12 protein-coding genes are annotated in these 17,292 nt (G+C 41.4%); 10 read left to right on the forward strand and 2 right to left on the reverse strand.

Annotation, left to right across the window (positions count from 1 at the left end):
• The first annotated feature begins 323 nt into the window (after positions 1 to 323).
• Both ACT3CD_RS02015 and ACT3CD_RS02020 read left to right on the forward strand, forming a co-directional pair.
• Complete coding sequence (locus ACT3CD_RS02015; protein ID WP_444642441.1) at positions 324 to 2,207, forward strand: hypothetical protein; 1,884 nt, start codon at positions 324 to 326, stop codon at positions 2,205 to 2,207.
• Between the two features lie 83 nt (positions 2,208 to 2,290).
• Positions 2,291 to 3,109 carry a BT1926 family outer membrane beta-barrel protein gene (locus ACT3CD_RS02020; protein WP_444642443.1) on the forward strand — a complete coding sequence of 273 codons (819 nt, stop codon included), beginning with the start codon at positions 2,291 to 2,293 and terminating at the stop codon, positions 3,107 to 3,109.
• Positions 3,110 to 3,185: 76 nt separating this feature from the next.
• On the opposite strand, the gene scpA is transcribed toward ACT3CD_RS02020, so the two are convergent.
• Both scpA and ACT3CD_RS02030 read right to left on the reverse strand, forming a co-directional pair.
• A complete protein-coding gene (gene scpA / locus ACT3CD_RS02025) occupies positions 3,186 to 5,339 on the reverse strand; it encodes a methylmalonyl-CoA mutase (RefSeq protein ID WP_444642445.1) in 2,154 nt (717 codons plus the stop codon).
• Between the two features lie 206 nt (positions 5,340 to 5,545).
• Positions 5,546 to 7,405, reverse strand: a complete 1,860-nt coding sequence (locus ACT3CD_RS02030) for a methylmalonyl-CoA mutase family protein (RefSeq protein WP_444642447.1) — start codon at positions 7,403 to 7,405, stop codon at positions 5,546 to 5,548.
• A gap of 705 nt (positions 7,406 to 8,110) precedes the next feature.
• Here ACT3CD_RS02030 and ACT3CD_RS02035 point away from each other — a divergent pair.
• The 8 genes from ACT3CD_RS02035 to ACT3CD_RS02070 all read left to right on the forward strand — a co-directional run bounded on the left by ACT3CD_RS02035 (position 8,111) and on the right by ACT3CD_RS02070 (position 17,182).
• Positions 8,111 to 9,223 carry a lactonase family protein gene (locus tag ACT3CD_RS02035; RefSeq protein ID WP_444642448.1) on the forward strand — a complete coding sequence of 371 codons (1,113 nt, stop codon included), beginning with the start codon at positions 8,111 to 8,113 and terminating at the stop codon, positions 9,221 to 9,223.
• Between the two features lie 34 nt (positions 9,224 to 9,257).
• Complete coding sequence (locus tag ACT3CD_RS02040; protein WP_444642450.1) at positions 9,258 to 9,764, forward strand: YkgJ family cysteine cluster protein; 507 nt, start codon at positions 9,258 to 9,260, stop codon at positions 9,762 to 9,764.
• A gap of 92 nt (positions 9,765 to 9,856) precedes the next feature.
• Entirely contained in the window at positions 9,857 to 10,870 is a 1,014-nt protein-coding gene (gene porQ / locus ACT3CD_RS02045) for a type IX secretion system protein PorQ (protein ID WP_444642451.1), read from the forward strand.
• 124 nt (positions 10,871 to 10,994) lie between these two features.
• A complete protein-coding gene (gene cmk / locus ACT3CD_RS02050) occupies positions 10,995 to 11,696 on the forward strand; it encodes a (d)CMP kinase (RefSeq protein ID WP_444642453.1) in 702 nt (233 codons plus the stop codon).
• A gap of 13 nt (positions 11,697 to 11,709) precedes the next feature.
• Entirely contained in the window at positions 11,710 to 12,630 is a 921-nt protein-coding gene (locus tag ACT3CD_RS02055) for a 4-hydroxy-3-methylbut-2-enyl diphosphate reductase (RefSeq protein ID WP_444642455.1), read from the forward strand.
• A gap of 11 nt (positions 12,631 to 12,641) precedes the next feature.
• Positions 12,642 to 13,625 (forward strand): 6-phosphofructokinase, encoded by a 984-nt coding sequence (pfkA, locus tag ACT3CD_RS02060; RefSeq protein ID WP_444642456.1) that lies wholly within the window; start codon positions 12,642 to 12,644, stop codon positions 13,623 to 13,625.
• 567 nt (positions 13,626 to 14,192) lie between these two features.
• Positions 14,193 to 15,671 carry a tagaturonate reductase gene (locus ACT3CD_RS02065; protein ID WP_444642458.1) on the forward strand — a complete coding sequence of 493 codons (1,479 nt, stop codon included), beginning with the start codon at positions 14,193 to 14,195 and terminating at the stop codon, positions 15,669 to 15,671.
• Positions 15,672 to 15,694: 23 nt separating this feature from the next.
• Positions 15,695 to 17,182 carry a UxaA family hydrolase gene (locus tag ACT3CD_RS02070; RefSeq protein ID WP_444642460.1) on the forward strand — a complete coding sequence of 496 codons (1,488 nt, stop codon included), beginning with the start codon at positions 15,695 to 15,697 and terminating at the stop codon, positions 17,180 to 17,182.
• Positions 17,183 to 17,292 lie beyond the last annotated feature (110 nt).

The following is a 17,292-nucleotide window of genomic DNA, read 5'->3' on the forward strand; positions in this document are numbered from 1 at the left end:
ATCAAATTTTTTTGTTTGTTTGTCAATCATTCGTATTCACTTGTCAATTTTTAGAAATTTTTAATATCACTGAGTGCGTAATATGTCCTATTTTTACAGTTTTTTTGCTTGTTTGAGCTGCCATAATTGAATTTTTTTAAAAAAAATAGTACAAGTTAATTGCCCTAAAATTTATTTATCAAAATTTTTTATGCGTTCATCACTAGAACTTGTTTATTGATCAATTATTGACAGTTTCCGAGGAAATATGTTAAATATCTGCTTTACTTTTGGTGAAAATTTTAAATAATAATCACAGTTAATTCCTATCAACTTATTAAATTATGAAAAGAATTATTACGCTAATTACCGGTATCGTATTGATTTCCGGTCTATTGTTAACAAGTTGTATTAAAAATGAAGAAGCCGATGGCGTAAAAGCTTTACGTATGGCTCAGGCTTCATACATTCAGGCTAAAGCCAATCATGAAGCAGCTTTAATTTCTGCTGATTCTATTTATCAAGCAGCTTTGGCAACAATTCAACAAGCTACGGCTGATAAAATGGTTGCTTCTACTGAATTGGAAATTGAAATTATGCGGGCTGTTCAACAATCTAAATTAGATCAGGCTGTTGCTGAAGCTCAGTCAGATTTAGCAGATTCAAAGGTTTTGTTGGAACAGGCGCTTCGTGCTTTGGAAGCAGAAATAGCTCAATCGGAAACGGAAAATCCTGCTCTGGATGAGTACATGACCAAATATAAAGCGGCTATTGCTAAAGTTGAAGGTTTTAGAAGTGATATTATAGCTAAGCAAAAGGAAATTAATCAAACAGAGATCGCTGTGACTTTTGGCGGAGCTTCTGATTTCTTGTTGAATGCTTTGGCTCAGGCTAAAAGCGATCTTGATAAAGAAGAAGATTGGAAGGTAAAATATGCTGCAGCCAATGAAGATCCGACTGCTATTTACAGTGATTTGAATGCAGCTGAAGTAGCTTATGCCGGTCTTTTAGCTGATCAAACTGATTTACAAGCTGAAATTGATGCTGCAAATACAGCCGCAACTAAAGCCGGTGATTTGGTTCAGGATGCTTTGGATGATTATCAGGATGCTCAGGATATGCTTGATGATATAGCCGATTTTACTTCTACTGAAGGTTTCTTTGGTCAGATTGATGGCGATATTCTTGAAGAGGTAACGGGTGAACCAGGTGCCGGCGACGATTCATATTATTCTTTGGTTGATTATGATGATATGATTCAGGCTCAGGGCGAAGTTGTTTCTTCTGTTCAGGAACAAAGAACTTATTATCAAAATCAATTGGCTGCTGTAACAGCGTTGTATAATGCTTATAAAACGCCTCTTAATAATGCACAAACGGCTCGTGACGCTGCTTTGGCTGCCTATAATAGTGCGGTTCAGGCTTATAATGTGGCTTTACTGACAGCTCAGGATACCGATCCGGTAAGTGATGCTACTTCTGCTCCTGCTGTGGTGGCTGCCAATAATGCTATGTCTGATGCATTGACTGCCTATAACGATGCTAATGATGATTTAACGACTATAAAAAATGATATTGCAGGGGCTGCTGTTAGTTTCGGTATTTCTGATTCGGAAGACAATGCTTATAGTTGGAACAGTAACTTTTACAACTGGTTTGGCAATAATGATGTAGAAATTGAAGATTTGATAGAGCACCTGACTGATATTACAATTCCTGACATTCAGGAATCTATTGATGATGAAACAGCTGATCTGGAAGAATTGCAGGCCGATCGTGCCGTTGTAGTAGCAGTTATTGCTTATTATGAAAACATGTTGGGTGCTGACCCAACGGCCGCTGTGGACGCATTGAAGGATGCCTATTTTGTTGCCAGAGATGATTATTTTGCTGCCAATGACGATGTGGATGCGCTCAATGATGAGATGAGTGATTTGAATGAAGAGATCGGGCTGGCACTTGCTGTTAGAGATGCCTTTGAGGGGGATTATAACCGTATTAGTAATCGTTTGGAATCATTTGATAACACAATTGCTAACCTGAATGTTGATATTGATGATTTGCAGGAACAGATTGATAACGCAAATATTACTGATGTAGATTATCTGGAAGGGCAACTTGCCAATTTGGAAAGTGAACTGGAACATCTTCAGGAACAGCTTACAGTTGAAGAAACTAAGGCATCCAATTATTTGGCTTTAATTAATCTTGAATTATCTGGTGAGTAATTTTTGGAATGAACTTCTATCGGCCGGAAGCTTGCTTCCGGCTAATCTTTAAAATGTTTAATCCAAAAAATAAGCCTGATATTATGAGAAATATAAAAGTGTTATGTCTGTTGGTTTTTACCCTTGCGTTAATTGAAGGGAATGTTCAGGCGCAGGGCTATGGGCCACAAGCAGGCGATAAATCAGTAGCGCTGAAGTTTGGAAGAGCGGTTTCTTTTGGCGATGTTTCCTATTACGAAGTTAACAATGGTTTGTATCCCGGTAGTGTAGTAAATGGCGTATCCGTTTCTGAACCTACGGCTTCAAGTTATTCTTCCTATAATGACCTGACAAATATTATCGGCATAGAAGCAAAATATTTTGTCACTTCACAAATTGCTGTAAGATTGAGTGCCAGTGGTACTTTTGGCGGATCTCCATCTCAGGATTATGTGGATGGTGTTGATGATCCAACGGGAGAGTATTACCCGGGTACTTATCAACCTTCTTTTAGAATGTTTGAGGGGCGCAGTCGAATGCAATATTTTCTTGATTTAGGTGCTGATTATTATTTGTCGTCCAAGTACGAACGTGTTTGTCCGTATGCCGGCATTCAGTTTAATAGTATCTATAATCAATTGGAGATTTTTGATGGCTATCGCGGACTGGATGGAAATGGTGAGGTCATTCCAACTTATGATACCCGCAGAGGTGAATCTTATTCCCTTGGTGGTAGTATTGTAGGTGGAATTGATTACTATTTATCGGAAGGAATGTACCTTGGTATTGAAATAAAGGCTGTTAGCTATATGTATTCAGCTAAACGCGTATTTTATCAAACCGGAATGGAAGCCAACGATGTAGATGCCCATACCACTTCCTTTTTGGCACAGCCTGTGCTAAAACTGGGATTTAGGTTCTAGTTTAGTTTATTGTTCTTTTTAAAAAAAAGCAGCCCTTTATTTTTGGGGGCTGCTTTTTTTATGGAGTCAAGCGTTATTATGCTTCTCCTGCTTTGAGCAATAACGAAAGGATATCTGTGGCTGCTTTGGCAACTGAGGTTCCGGGGCCAAAAATTCCAACAACGCCGGCATCGTAAAGATATTGGTAATCCTGATGAGGGATCACGCCCCCGGCGATAACCATTATATCTTCGCGACCCAGTTTTTTAAGTTCTTCAATTACTTGCGGAACCAGTGTTTTATGTCCGGCGGCCAATGAGGATACACCCAAAACATGAACGTCGTTTTCTACGGCTTGTTTGGCGGCTTCTGCCGGGGTTTGAAATAAGGGCCCCATGTCAACATCGAATCCAATATCGGCATAGCCTGTTGCAACGACCTTGGCGCCACGGTCGTGACCATCCTGTCCCATTTTGGCAATCATAATTCGCGGTTGGCGACCTTCGGCTTCGGCAAATTGACGGGCCAAAGCACGGGCTTTTTCAAATTCACCGTCGTTGCCGGCTTCTGCGGAGTATACTCCATTTATTGAACGTATCACAGCTTTATACCTTCCAACAATTTTTTCGCATGCATAAGAAATTTCACCCAGCGATGCGCGCTTTTGTGCGGCATCAATCGCCAGTTCCAGTAAGTTGCCTTCGCCCGTTTCGACACATTTGGTGATGGCTGCCAATGCGGCTTTAACATCTGATTCGTTACGCTCGGCACGAAGTTTTTTCAACCTTTCTATTTGGGAATTACGAACTGCTGTATTATCGATTTCAAGGATGTCGATGGGGTCTTCAGTTTCCAAACGGTAACGGTTGGTGCCCACAATCACTTGTTTGTTACTGTCAATTTTTGCCTGCGTTCGCGCTGCTGCCTCTTCAATTCGCATTTTAGGCAGTCCGGTTTCAATGGCTTTGGCCATTCCTCCCATTTCCTCAACTTCCTGGATGTGAGCCCAGGCTTTTTCGGCCAATTCTTTGGTTAATGATTCTACGTAGTAAGACCCGGCCCAGGGATCAATGGCTCTGCAAATTTTGGTTTCCTCCTGAATGTATATTTGTGTGTTCCGGGCAATGCGAGCCGAGAAATCGGTGGGTAATGCAATGGCTTCGTCCAATGCGTTGGTGTGGAGCGATTGGGTATGTCCCAGTGTCGCAGCCATTGCTTCAATGCAGGTACGGCCGATGTTGTTATATGGGTCCTGTTCGGTCAGCGACCATCCCGATGTTTGAGAGTGGGTACGCAGCGCCAGTGATTTTGGGTTTTTGGCATCAAATTGTTTCACAATTTTAGCCCAGAGCATACGAGCCGCCCGCAATTTGGCTATTTCCATAAAATGGTTCATCCCGATAGCCCAGAAAAATGAGAGCCGAGGAGCAAAAGCATCAATATTTAAGCCCGCTTGTGTTCCGGTGCGAAGATATTCCAATCCATCGGCCAGCGTATAGCCCAATTCAAGGTCGGCGGTTGCTCCCGCTTCCTGCATATGGTAACCTGAAATGGAGATACTGTTAAATTTGGGCATGTATTTGGACGTGTACTCAAAAATATCTGCAATAATGCGCATTGAGAATTCTGGCGGATAAATATAGGTGTTACGCACCATGAACTCTTTCAGAATGTCATTTTGAATGGTGCCTGATAGTTCTTCGAGTTTTGCGCCTTGTTCTAATCCTGCTACGATGTAAAAAGCCATTACTGGAAGTACTGCTCCGTTCATGGTCATGGAGACTGACATTTTGTTCAATGGAATGCCATCAAAGAGGATCTTCATATCGAGGATCGAATCAATGGCCACGCCTGCTTTTCCTACGTCGCCTACAACGCGTTCGTGATCAGAATCATAACCCCGGTGGGTTGCCAGGTCAAAAGCAACGGATAACCCTTTTTGGCCGGCCGCCAGATTACGTTTGTAAAAGGCATTTGACTCTTCGGCTGTTGAGAAGCCGGCATACTGACGTATAGTCCAGGGACGCATCGCATACATACCCGAGTATGGGCCTCGCAGATAAGGAGGTAAGCCGGCGGCATAGTTCAAATGTTCCATACCCGCCAGGTCTTCTTTGGTGTAGACAGGCTTCACAGGAATGCGCTCCGGTGTTACCCAATCTTTTTTGATGCCTTGCTTTTGTTCCCATGTTTTTGCATCGACGTCACAAGGGCGTTTTTTGATGTCTATTTTTGAAAAATCTGGTCTCATTTTCGTTTTATTTTAACACCAACACACATTTTATCGAAACGACTGTTTGTTTTGATATCGCCTGCATTTGAGTTGTTTCCGGGACAAGGGGTGATTCTTCTATGATGTTGTTTTTTGACCTTGTCGCTTGCAATAAATGAAGCAGGGTTAATCTGTTAGTAACATACGTCATTATATGATATTCGTGCGTTTTTGTGCCTTCGCGTTTAGTGAATTAAAACTTGATTAAACTCCTTGAGCGTTTCCAGCAGGTTGGTCCGAACATGGATGAAGTGTTTGATACCTTGCGCTTTTAACTCGTCCATGCATGCAGGAGCTCCGGCTACAACTAAAATGGCTTTATTGTTCAGAGCCTTGAAGGCTTTGGGTGCCGCTTCTGCATATTCATCGTCCGATGAGCAAATGACAACGATGTCGGCATCTGCTTTGAGTGCCGCTTCAGCACCTGCTTCAGGCGTTTCAAAGCCCAGATTATCGATTATTTCGTATCCGGCACAACCAAAGAAGTTACCTGAAAATTGTGACCGGGCCAGCCGCATCGCCAAATTTCCATAGGTCAGCATGAATACTTTAGGCCTTTTGCCCGCTTTTTCGGTAGCTAAGCGCAATGCCTCAAATTCTTCGGCTCCACGGTACAGATGAATTGGTTCCACATCTGTGCCCTGGCTTTCATTTGTAAAGACTTTGGTCTCATCAATGGTCTTTGCCACGGCTTCGGAAGTATTCGGATATTGGTTGGTTCCCAAAAGGGCGGCTTTACGCTGTGCCAACTCTTCATTTTTAGCTTTTGCCGCTGTTTTAATTTGATTTTGTATGAATCCTCCTTTTAAAGCTTCTGTATAGCCGCCTTTTTTCTCTACTTCAAGGAATAATTTCCAGGCTTCGTTGGCGATACTGTCGGTAAGATTCTCGATGTAGTAACTACCGGCCGAAGGATCGGTTATTTTATTCAGATATGCTTCTTCTTTCAGCAGCAGCTGTTGGTTCCGGGCTATGCGCTCACTAAATGCGGTGGGTTGACGGAAGATTTTGTCAAAAGGTTGAACGGTTAATGAGTCGGTGCCGCCAATGGTGGCACTCATTGCTTCTGTTTGTGCCCGGAGAACATTTACATAAGCATCGTAAATGGTTTTGTTCCACTCAGATGTTTCACAATGAACAACCATTTTTGCGGCTTCGATTCCAACGGGTTTGTACGCCTCAATAATTTTGGCCCAAAGTAACCGTCCGGCACGGAGTTTGGCAATCTCCATGAAGTAATTTCCACCAATACCAAAACTGAATCGTATGCTTTTGGCTGCCTCGTTAATGGTTTTACCACGTTTAATTAATTGGGCTACATAGTCATTGGCCATCGCCAGTCCAAAACCCAGCTCCTGTACAATGGTTGCACCTGCATTGTTGAAATGTTTGGCGTTGACTGTTATAGATTGAAAACCGGGCAACTTCTGGTTTTCCTCCACTAACAGTGCTGTTGTGTCAAACAATTCGTCTACCGGTACGCAACTATTACCGCTGATGGTCAGTTGTCCCAACGGATCGAAGTTGAGTGACCCTTTAGCCGTTTGCAAATCACGGTTTTGGTCTTTTAATACTTCGATCAGAATTTTCAGTAGTTTAAGATTGCCGTGTTTGGTTGAAAAATTCAGTTCAACATCATTGCTGGTAATGTGTTTTAATAGCGTCGCAACGCTTTCTTTGGTTATGAACTTTTCATCTTCAAAAACGAACCCGATGGCATTTACTCCTTTAGTGAGTAAATTAAGTGCCTTCTCGTTGGCCTCGGCGGGTTTTAGGACGTTGATGTCCTGACGAACCAGCCATTGGTTTTTTGTTTTAGTTCCCCTAACGAAAGGGAATTCACCCGGGAGACTGTTCAGGTAACCGATGTTGTTTAAGTCCTGCTCTCTGTAAAAAGGTTGGACATTAAACCCTTCGTTGGTTTTCCAGACGAGTTTTTTTTCAAAATCAGCGCCTTTTAAATCCGCTGTTATTTTAGCCATCCATTCTTCTGTCGAAACAGGTGGAAATTCACTAAACAGCGTTTGATTCGATTTATCTGCCATAATATTAACTGTTTATTATTGCACGTTAACAGATTGTAAAATTAGCCCTTTTATCTCACATTGAAAATTATCAAAAGTGTATAAATAGGTGTTATTGAGCAGAAGAAACGATGTTATATAGGTTTTTAAGGGCTATTATTGTTTGCTATTCAGGCGGCTTTTGATATTTTTACGCTTGCGGAATAGAGCAGTGGTGTTATGGTTGTTATAGATAAATGGCGTCACTGGTTATTATTTCCTAAGTTTATGGAATATGTTTGTTGTAATAAAATTGTAATTAGTGTTTGTTTTGAAATTTTGTGGCAGATAAGAGTGTCTCATTTTGAGTCTTGCGCAGCCTGGAAATGGGGGGACTATGACTATGGTACCATTCTTAGGACGATTAGAACGCAGAAGTTGGACTCAATTTGTTTTTGAAATGATGTTATCTGAGTGATGTGTTTTTTTTAATTAATTAGAATCTGTCCATAAACTAAGGGTTTGAAATATAAAGTTCAAATTCAAGGCTTGCGAAGTCATAAAAATCAAGGCGTTTACTTTTCGTAAATGACTGTTTTTATGACAAGCGTAACGTAGAAGTTGACTTTATAGACAAATACTAATTAGGTTTGTATGTCTCTGTTTTGTTAGTGATGTGTCCATTTTATTGGCTGTAATATTCGGATATTGTGTTTTATACGGACATTTATTTGTAAATCTTTTTATATGAAAATCCGGCAATCATTAGTGTTAATTTTGTGGGTCGCTTTGATGGCATCATGTGCCGTTGACACACCCGAAAGGACCGTGGTCCCTTTTTATATTGGAACATACACTTCAGCTGGTTCTGAAGGTATTTATGTGTCGGATTTAGATACGGTGTCTGGCGCCCTTTCATCACCCCGATTGGTTGCTTCTGTTGCTAATCCCAGCTATGTGAATTTTACTGCTGATGGTCAATATCTTTTGGCTGCAAGTGAGGCTGGTGTTGATGCGCCTGATTTGTTTGTTTATCGCAGGGAGATCAGTGATAATTCATTAACATTGGTTGATAGTTTGTTTGATGAAGGTAGTGGCGCCTGTTATGTAAGTGAAGTTGGTGATGGGTGGGTGGCTTTAGCTCATTATTCATCAGGCGACGTTGTTTTTATCCCTATTGCAGAGGACGGGACGTTGGCTAAAAATAAGGTTGTTCGATATGTGCATGAAGGGAGTGGTCCCGACTCAATGCGTCAGGAACAATCACATGTTCATTCAGTGATTCCTGATTTGGAGGGGCGCTACGCCTATGTCGCAGATTTAGGAGCCGACAAGGTGATGGTGTATGAGGTGAAAGCTGACACTGTTGTGCCCGTGAAAGCTGTTTACCTGGCTCCAGGGGCAGGCCCGCGTCACATGGCTATTCATCCTTCGGGCGACTATATGACAATCATGAATGAGTTGAACTCAACAATTGATTTGTTGGTTAAAGATTCAATGAATATCTATTCGAAATTACGAAAGTCGGTGGCTTTGTTGCCCGACTCCACAGCGCGAAGTAATACCGCTGCTGATATTCATTTTTCGGCCGATGGAAAATATTTGTATGCCACTGTCCGTGGCGTTGACCAATTGTTTATGCTCTCAGCCGGTGATAAAGATATTGGTGTGATGGGGTTTGTGAATGAAGGGATAGAGTGGCCACGAAATTTTTCGCTGGATCCTTCCGGTCATTTTGTTCTTGTTGCAAATCGCAACGGCAATAGCATTATCGTTTACAAAAGAGATCGTGCCTCGGGAATACTGACACCTACATCCGGTAAAATTGTTTTGAATCAACCTGTCTGTATTCGTTTTTAGTCAGGTTATTTTCTTTTTCTGTATTTTTGCCCATATGATAGGAGCGGATTCTGACTTTTATAAGAAGTTTAGCGTTGAATCGAAGCATAAGGCGCGTAGTAATAAAATTTTTTTAGAACGACTGCGAAAAATGCGGCCAGTATCATTGGATCTGGTGGTTGGTAATTTACATGACGAGGTTTTTAATAAGATTGATTGTCTTGAATGTGCCAATTGCTGCAAAACAACAAGTCCTATTCTTATTGATAGGGATATTGATCGGATAGCACGCCGATTGCGCATGAAACCGTCCCAATTGATTGATGCTCATTTAAGGCTCGACGAGGATGGGGATTATGTGTTTAAAGAAGCCCCTTGTCCATTTCTAATGCCGGATAACTATTGTATGATTTATGAAGACAGACCACGTGCCTGTCGTGAATATCCGCATACCAATCGAAAGCGGTTTTATCAGGTTTTGAAATTGACTTATCATAACACGTTGATTTGTCCGGCGGTATTGCAGGTTGTGGATGGGTTAAAGCAACAATATGACAGATGATGCGTTTAAGAAGTTAGGTTTTATATGTCAGTAAAGCTTATCAAATGTTATGGCGAAATTACTAACCCGGTTTATTTTTTAAAATATTACAAATGACACGAAGGATTCTGACGGTTTTATTTTTGTTGATTCAGACGGTGGCTTTGGTCGCTCAGCGTGGAGGAGAATCGTTGTATGGGATCCTTGATGTTACCCCATCTGCCCGTGTGGCCTCGTTAGGGGGAAATCAGGTTGGGCTTTCTGGTGCCGATATATCAATGTTGTTAAACAATCCAGCCATGCTTAGCTCGCGCCTGACACGGCAAGCTTCGGTCAGTTATGCCCCTTATGTGGCCGACATTAGTTATGGCTATGGCGGATTTGCCTGGTCAGTTGAGGGTGTTGGTAATATATCTGTTGGTTTTCAGCATGTTAATTATGGCTCGTTTAAGGGTGCAGATATTTCTGGTCTGAAAACCGGTGATTTTTCAGCCGGAGAGACTGTTATTCAACTATCCTATAGCCGTAGTTTAAGCGAACGCTGGACGGCGGGCTTGTCATTGAAGCCGGTAGTAAGCAAAATAGAGGCTTACGATTCGTGGGGTATAGCTGCTGATGTGGGCTTATTTTACCGCCATCCCGACGAATTGTTGACGGCGGGTCTGGTCTGGCGCAATTTTGGGCACCAGTTATCGGTCTACGACGCAGGATCTTTGCAAAGTTTACCAGGCGATTTTCAGATTGGCGTCTCCAAAAAGCTGGCACATGCACCATTTCGATTTTCATTAACCGCACAGGATTTGTTCACGGGTTCGTTGTCGTACGATTTGGCAGATGATGAAGGCGGAACTTCTCTTGATGATGGTGATTCGTTTGGAAAGAAGATGATGCGGCATTTGAGGCTTGGTCTTGAGTTCGTTCCTTCTGATAATTTTTATGTGGCAGCGGGTGTTAATCCACGTCGGCGACAAGAATTGGCCATTGAGGCTAAGACTTCAACAGTGGGCTATAGCTGGGGTTTTGGACTCCGGATTTATAAATTTCATTTTTCCTACGGTTCAAGTCGTTATCATTTAGCAGCCTCTTCAAATTATTTTTCCATTACGACAAATCTTTCTTCTTTTTAAGTCTCTTTAAATCTATTTTCTTTTACCCTCTCAATTAATTTGTAACTTTGTTTGCCTGATTTTTTTCGTTTTTGAAGTTTGACTTTATTATTATGTAGTTCTGATTCAGGCTTTTAAATTGTTTATGAAAAAGGAGTTAAAGAAAATTATTATAGCCATTGATGGTCATTCATCCTGTGGAAAAAGTACGGTTGCCAAAGATATAGCACAACGGTTTGATTTACGTTATGTTGATACTGGCGCCATGTACCGTGCTGTTACTTTATTTGCATTGCGCAAAGGTTTGATAAAAGGGCAAACGGTTGATGCCGATACGCTGCAGTCAAAAATGGAAGAAGTGGAGGTCCTGTTTAAAAAAAATCCGGTTACAGGCATTGTGGAGACTTTTCTTAATGGGGCGAATGTTGAAAAGGAAATTCGTACTCTGGAGATTAGTAGTCGTGTTAGTGTTGTAAGTACTTTTGGATTTGTTCGACGCCGTTTGGTTCAATTGCAGCAGGCAATGGGGCGCGAAGGTGGTTTGGTTATGGATGGCCGTGATATTGGAACTGTGGTTTTTCCGAATGCTGACCTTAAGATATTTATGACAGCGGCGCCTGAAATTCGTGCCAAACGTCGTTATGACGAAATGATTGAGAAAGGTGAACAGGTCGATTTTAATTCGGTTCTTGAAAACGTTAAACAACGCGATTTTATCGATAGCACCCGGGCTGAGAGTCCTCTTATTCAGGCACCTGATGCATGGTTGTTGGATAATGGTCATCTCGACAGGTCGCAGCAGCTTTTTTTGGTAGTTGAAAAATTGAAAGAGCTGGGGTGGCTTTAACACATTGATAGGTATGAACAGTTTTCTGGAAGAGGCATTGAAGTTAGGACTGGTTTTGGAGATTGATAGTAAATCAGGATTTTGTTTCGGTGTTTCGAGGGCGGTCAAAATAGCTGAGACCCATTTGCAAGAAGGTGCTAAATTGGTAAGCATGGGTGATATTGTTCATAACGATCAGGAAATTCAACGTCTGCGTCAAAGTGGTATGGAAACCGTTGTGCATGGGAGTGATGCCGACCTTAAAGGTAAAACAGTTCTTTTTAGAGCTCACGGTGAGCCGCCTGCTTCGTATGCGGAAATGAAAGCAATGAACGTTGAAGTCGTTGATGCAACCTGCCCTGTTGTGCTTAAGTTACAGGAACGGGTTAGGCAGGCTTGGCTGACGGCTAAAAAGGAAGGTGGTCAGATTGCTATTTATGGAAAGAGAGGTCATGCTGAAGTAATTGGATTGGTTGGACAAACAGAGGGAGAAGCTATGGTTTTAGAGTCACCTGACGACGTGACATTACTTGATCCCGATAAGAAAACAATTCTTTTTTCGCAAACCACAAAAAGTTATGAGGGTTTACAGGCACTTGAAAATTCGATTCGTCTGTTTCTTAATCATGCCGAAGATTTAAAGGTACATCGTACTATTTGTGCTCAGGTTGGAAACAGGGTGCCCCATTTATCACTGTTTGCAAGTAAATTTGATTTGGTGCTTTTTGTGGGAGGCGCAAAGAGCAGCAATGGAAAGGTGCTTTTTGAAGTTTGCCGAAATGTTAATAATCGTACTTATTATGTTTCGTCAATGAATGATGTCCAGCCCGGATGGTTGGATACAAAGACATTGTCTGTTGGAATATGCGGAGCTACTTCCACGCCGCAGTGGTTAATGGAGCAGGTGGCTGAACGTTTTTCGGAAGTGTGGATCAGTTGCAGAGAGAGAAACTAAATATAATATATATGACTGGAATTAAAAAAATTGCAGTGCTTACATCAGGTGGTGATGCACCTGGAATGAACGCTGCGATAAGAGCTGTGGTTAGAGGCGCCATCTATAATGATTTGCAGGTGATGGGCGTTTACCGTGGCTACGACGGGTTGATTAAAAATGATTTATTTGAGATGACTTCAAAGTCGGTGAGTAACATTATTCAGCAAGGCGGAACTATTTTGAAGTCGGCACGCAGTAAGGAGTTTCGTACGCCTGAAGGTCGGAAGTTGGCGCACGATAACCTGGTGCAAAATGAAGTGGATGCTTTGGTGGTTATCGGTGGCGATGGAACATTTGCGGGTGCACGTATTTTTGGACTGGAGTTTAATTTCCCGGTCGTAGGTATTCCGGGTACCATTGATAATGATTTGTATGGAACCGATTATACCATTGGTTACGATACCGCTTTGAATACCGTGATTGATGCAGTCGATAAAATACGCGATACTGCCAGTGCTCATAGTCGTCTGTTTTTTATCGAGGTAATGGGACGCGATGCTGGTTTTCTGGCTCTGCGTGGCGGTATTGCTTCTGGTGCCGAGGCCGTTTTGGTGCCAGAAATTGATACCGATTATCAACATTTGGACACCTTTTTGCGAAATGGGTTTAAGAAAGAAAAATCTTCAAGCATTGTACTTGTTGCCGAAGGCGAAAAAATTGGTGGTGGTGCCATAAAAATTGCTGAGAAAGTAGCTCAGGAGCATCCAAATTACGATGTTAGGGTGACTATTTTAGGACATATCCAACGTGGTGGTTCACCTTCGGCTTATGACCGTGTGTCGGCAAGCCAGATGGGCGTTGCCGCTGTGGAAGCACTCCTTGACGACCAGAAAAGTATTATGATCGGAATGGTTAACCGTGAAATTGTTTTCGTTCCTTTTAATAAGGCTCTTAAAAATAAAAAATCATTAAATCCTGATTTGTTACGTCTGATTGATGTTTTGTCAATATAATAAGAGCATCTTTTAAGTTGAATGATATTCCTTGAATACGCTTAAATGTCTTCTTTCCCAATGATGACGTTTAAGCGTTTTTTATCTGTTTTTTTTATTTCGGGTGCGTTAACGAAATGTGTGTAAATAAATGTTTGCTGTGTCGTTATCGTTCTGATAATATGTTTGTTATTGTGTGTTTTGTATTTTAGTTAATTCTTTAATTAAAACATTTATTACTGGCAAAAGACATGTTTCGTGTGCGAAAACGGTTTTTTATTTTTTTAGAAATATGTTGATATTCAGGTGTTTATTTTATGTTTAAATGTTAATTAAATTTAAATGTTAAAATGAAGCCATTAAAGTTTTCGTTCTTGAGTTTCTCGTATATAACTTTGCCGCGCTTATTTTAGTGTTAGCAAAAATCTTAAGTGCTTGATAAGAAATTTTCAAATTCAAGACTCGCAAAGTCCGAAAAATATGATTTTACTTACGTATATGACCATTTTGAGGATAAGTGTAACGTAGAAGTTGGCCTTTTCTGGCAAGCGCTATCTATTAAATCTGAAAACAATTAAATTTTAAAATATGCAACTGAATCGTCAGACAGCAAAGGAAGCAAAATCTTATCCTACAAGAATTTTGCAGTTTGGAGAAGGAAATTTTTTAAGGGCATTTGCCGATTGGATGGTAAATGTGATGAACAAAAAGATTGATTTTAACAGCGGTGTTGACGTGGTGCAGCCATTGGCAAAAGGAATGGTTGATATGCTTAATGCACAAGATAATCTTTATCATGTTTATTTGAAGGGTATTAAAGATGGTCAACCGATAAAGGAATATACTTTGATTGATGCCATAAATAAATCGATCAATCCATATAGTGAGTTCGAGACGTATCGTGAGAGTATTTTAAATCCGGAGTTGCGTTTTGTGATTTCAAATACCACTGAGGCCGGTATTAGCTGGGATGGAACAGACCGTTTGGATATGAAACCACAAAATTCATTTCCCGGCAAGGTTACTGCTCTTTTGTATGAGCGATTTAAAACTTTTAAGGGCGATCCGTCAAAAGGTTTAATTTTCTTTACCTGCGAATTGATCGATCACAATGGAGACATGTTAAAGAAATTTGTGAAACAGCATGCCGAAAATTGGCAGTTGGGTGACGGTTTTAATGATTGGTTGGAGAATGCCTGTTGTTTCTGCAGTACGTTGGTCGATCGCATTGTTCCCGGCTTTCCAAAAGATGATATTAAAGAGATTCAGGCAGAAATAGGCTTTGAGGATAATCTGGTAGTTGTAGGTGAATATTTTCATTTTTGGGTTATTGAAGCACCGGAATGGGTAAGGGACGAATTCCCTGCCGAAAAGGCTGGCTTGGACGTTAAGTTTGTGAAGGATATGACCAAATACCGTGAACAAAAAGTACAGGTGTTAAACGGATGTCATACCGGTAGCTATGCTGTTTCTTTTTTGAGCGGTATTGATACGGTTCGTGAGGCTTACGAAAATTTAGAAGTGGGCGATTTTATGCGTGATTTGGTATACGATGAGGTGTTACCGGTGCTGGACGGCACGGAGAGCGAGTTGAAATCGTTTGCCAAAAAGATTCTTGAACGTTTCCGGAATCCATATATTCGTCACCTGTGGCAAAGCATTGCTCTTAATGCTATGTCGAAATGGGAGACTCGTAATCTGCCTACCTTGCTGAATTATTACAAATCAAATAATAAGTTGCCGCAAAAACTGGTTTTTTCATTGGCTGCGATGATTGCCTATTTTAAAGGAGAGTTTGGAGGAAAAGCTTATCAGGTGCAGGATGATCAATGGATTTTGGATTTTTACAAGGAGGCCTGGAATGCTTGTGATGGTCGTCCTATCTCAATATATGAGCTGGTTGAAAAGGTGTTGAAGTTGGAGAAGGTTTGGAAACAGGATCTTAATAATGTGCCAAATCTCACCATCTCTGTGAGTCATTATCTGTTTTTAATTGAGCAGGTGGGGATGAAAAAGGCTGTTAAAGCTGTTTTGAGTAAAAATAATGCATTGATGCAGAATTCCTAATAATGACTGATTAAACAAATTTTATGGCAACGTTTTTTTTAATTCACCCGTCTGATAATGTGGCTGTCTGTATCGAGTCTGCGCAGGCTGGCGAGATGGTAGAAGTTGGTGATTACAGGGTGCCGCTTATTGAGGCGGTGCCGGTTGGTCATAAGGTGGCTTTGGTGGATATTCAGGAGGGCCAGGATGTGGTAAAATACGGTGCTCCTATTGGTCATGCTATCTTAACAGTCAAGGCCGGTAGTCATTTGCATACGCATAATGTTAAAACAAATTTGTCGGGCGAGTTAACCTATTCTTTTAATCAAAAGTTAACTCGTTTAAATAGTGAAATTCGTAATCTCACTTTTAACGGATATAAGAGATCCAACGGTAAAGTCGGCATTCGGAATGAATTGTGGATAGTGCCTACTGTTGGTTGTGTAAATGGCCAGGCACAGCAGATTATTAATCGTTTTGTGCAGGAAGTGCATCCTGATGATATTGATGGGGTGGAAGTTTTTAAGCATAATTATGGCTGTTCACAATTGGGCGACGATCACGTTAATACGCAGAAAGCGTTGGCCGATGTCATAAATCATCCCAATGCTGGTGGTGTTTTGGTGATGGGACTTGGATGTGAGAATAACCAGATTTCGCAGTTGAAACAATATATTGGAGAGTACGATGGTGAACGGGTTCGTTACCTTGTAGCTCAGGAGGTGGAAGATGAGATTGAGGTGGGCGTGCAGGCTTTAAAAGAGGTTTATGCCATTATGCGTCAGGATAGACGTGAGTCCGTGCCTTTGTCAGAGCTAAACGTTGGTCTTAAATGTGGTGGTTCTGATGGCTTTTCCGGGATTACAGCTAATCCGTTGGTTGGGGCATTCTCCGATTTTTTGGTGGCACAAGGCGGAACAACGATTCTTACCGAGGTTCCCGAGATGTTTGGTGCCGAAACAATACTGATGGCGCGTGCCGAAAATCATGAAGTATTTGATAAAACGGTATCGTTAATCAACGATTTTAAAGCCTATTATCAACGTCATAACCTGCCGGTATATGAGAATCCTTCGCCGGGCAATAAAGCCGGTGGTATAACAACGCTTGAAGATAAGTCGTTGGGATGCACTCAGAAAGGTGGAAGTGCGACAGTTGTGGATGTCTTGAATTATGCTGAGCCATTGAAGAAGAAAGGGCTAAATCTGTTGTCCGCTCCGGGCAACGACCTGGTTGCTGCTTCGGCATTGGGATTTAGTGGTTGTCAAATGGTTTTATTTACAACCGGGCGTGGCACCCCGTTTGGTAGTTTTGTGCCGACAATGAAAATTTCTACCAATTCTGATTTGTATCATAGAAAACGCAATTGGATTGACTTTAATGCCGGCGAGCTTCTCGAAGGCAAAACAATGGATGAATTGCTTGAAACATTTATCCTTTTTGTGATAGATGTGGCCAACGGCCATAAGCTTTGTCACGAAAAAAGTGGATTTAAAGAAATCGCTATTTTTAAAAACGGCGTGACTTTATAACGGTTGGAAAACAATAGACTGGAAGGCGCAAAGAGTGTTATGCTCTTTGCGCCTTTTTGGTAGAGTGCATTTAGATTCTAAATGTTGAAGTGTTAATGTTCCTTTTTGAG

This window comes from Geofilum sp. OHC36d9, assembly GCF_052400685.1.
Lineage (GTDB): Bacteria > Bacteroidota > Bacteroidia > Bacteroidales > Marinilabiliaceae > CAZHHH01.

Bases quoted from the DNA above. Each gene is read 5' to 3' on its own strand.
- ACT3CD_RS02015 (WP_444642441.1), top strand. From the start codon at position 324: ATGAAAAGAATTATTACGCTAATTACCGGTATCGTATTGATTTCCGGT.
- ACT3CD_RS02020 (WP_444642443.1), top strand. From the start codon at position 2,291: ATGAGAAATATAAAAGTGTTATGTCTGTTGGTTTTTACCCTTGCGTTA.
- scpA (WP_444642445.1), bottom strand. From the start codon at position 5,339: ATGAGACCAGATTTTTCAAAAATAGACATCAAAAAACGCCCTTGTGAC.
- ACT3CD_RS02030 (WP_444642447.1), bottom strand. From the start codon at position 7,405: ATGGCAGATAAATCGAATCAAACGCTGTTTAGTGAATTTCCACCTGTT.
- ACT3CD_RS02035 (WP_444642448.1), top strand. From the start codon at position 8,111: ATGAAAATCCGGCAATCATTAGTGTTAATTTTGTGGGTCGCTTTGATG.
- ACT3CD_RS02040 (WP_444642450.1), top strand. From the start codon at position 9,258: ATGATAGGAGCGGATTCTGACTTTTATAAGAAGTTTAGCGTTGAATCG.
- porQ (WP_444642451.1), top strand. From the start codon at position 9,857: ATGACACGAAGGATTCTGACGGTTTTATTTTTGTTGATTCAGACGGTG.
- cmk (WP_444642453.1), top strand. From the start codon at position 10,995: ATGAAAAAGGAGTTAAAGAAAATTATTATAGCCATTGATGGTCATTCA.
- ACT3CD_RS02055 (WP_444642455.1), top strand. From the start codon at position 11,710: ATGAACAGTTTTCTGGAAGAGGCATTGAAGTTAGGACTGGTTTTGGAG.
- pfkA (WP_444642456.1), top strand. From the start codon at position 12,642: ATGACTGGAATTAAAAAAATTGCAGTGCTTACATCAGGTGGTGATGCA.
- ACT3CD_RS02065 (WP_444642458.1), top strand. From the start codon at position 14,193: ATGCAACTGAATCGTCAGACAGCAAAGGAAGCAAAATCTTATCCTACA.
- ACT3CD_RS02070 (WP_444642460.1), top strand. From the start codon at position 15,695: ATGGCAACGTTTTTTTTAATTCACCCGTCTGATAATGTGGCTGTCTGT.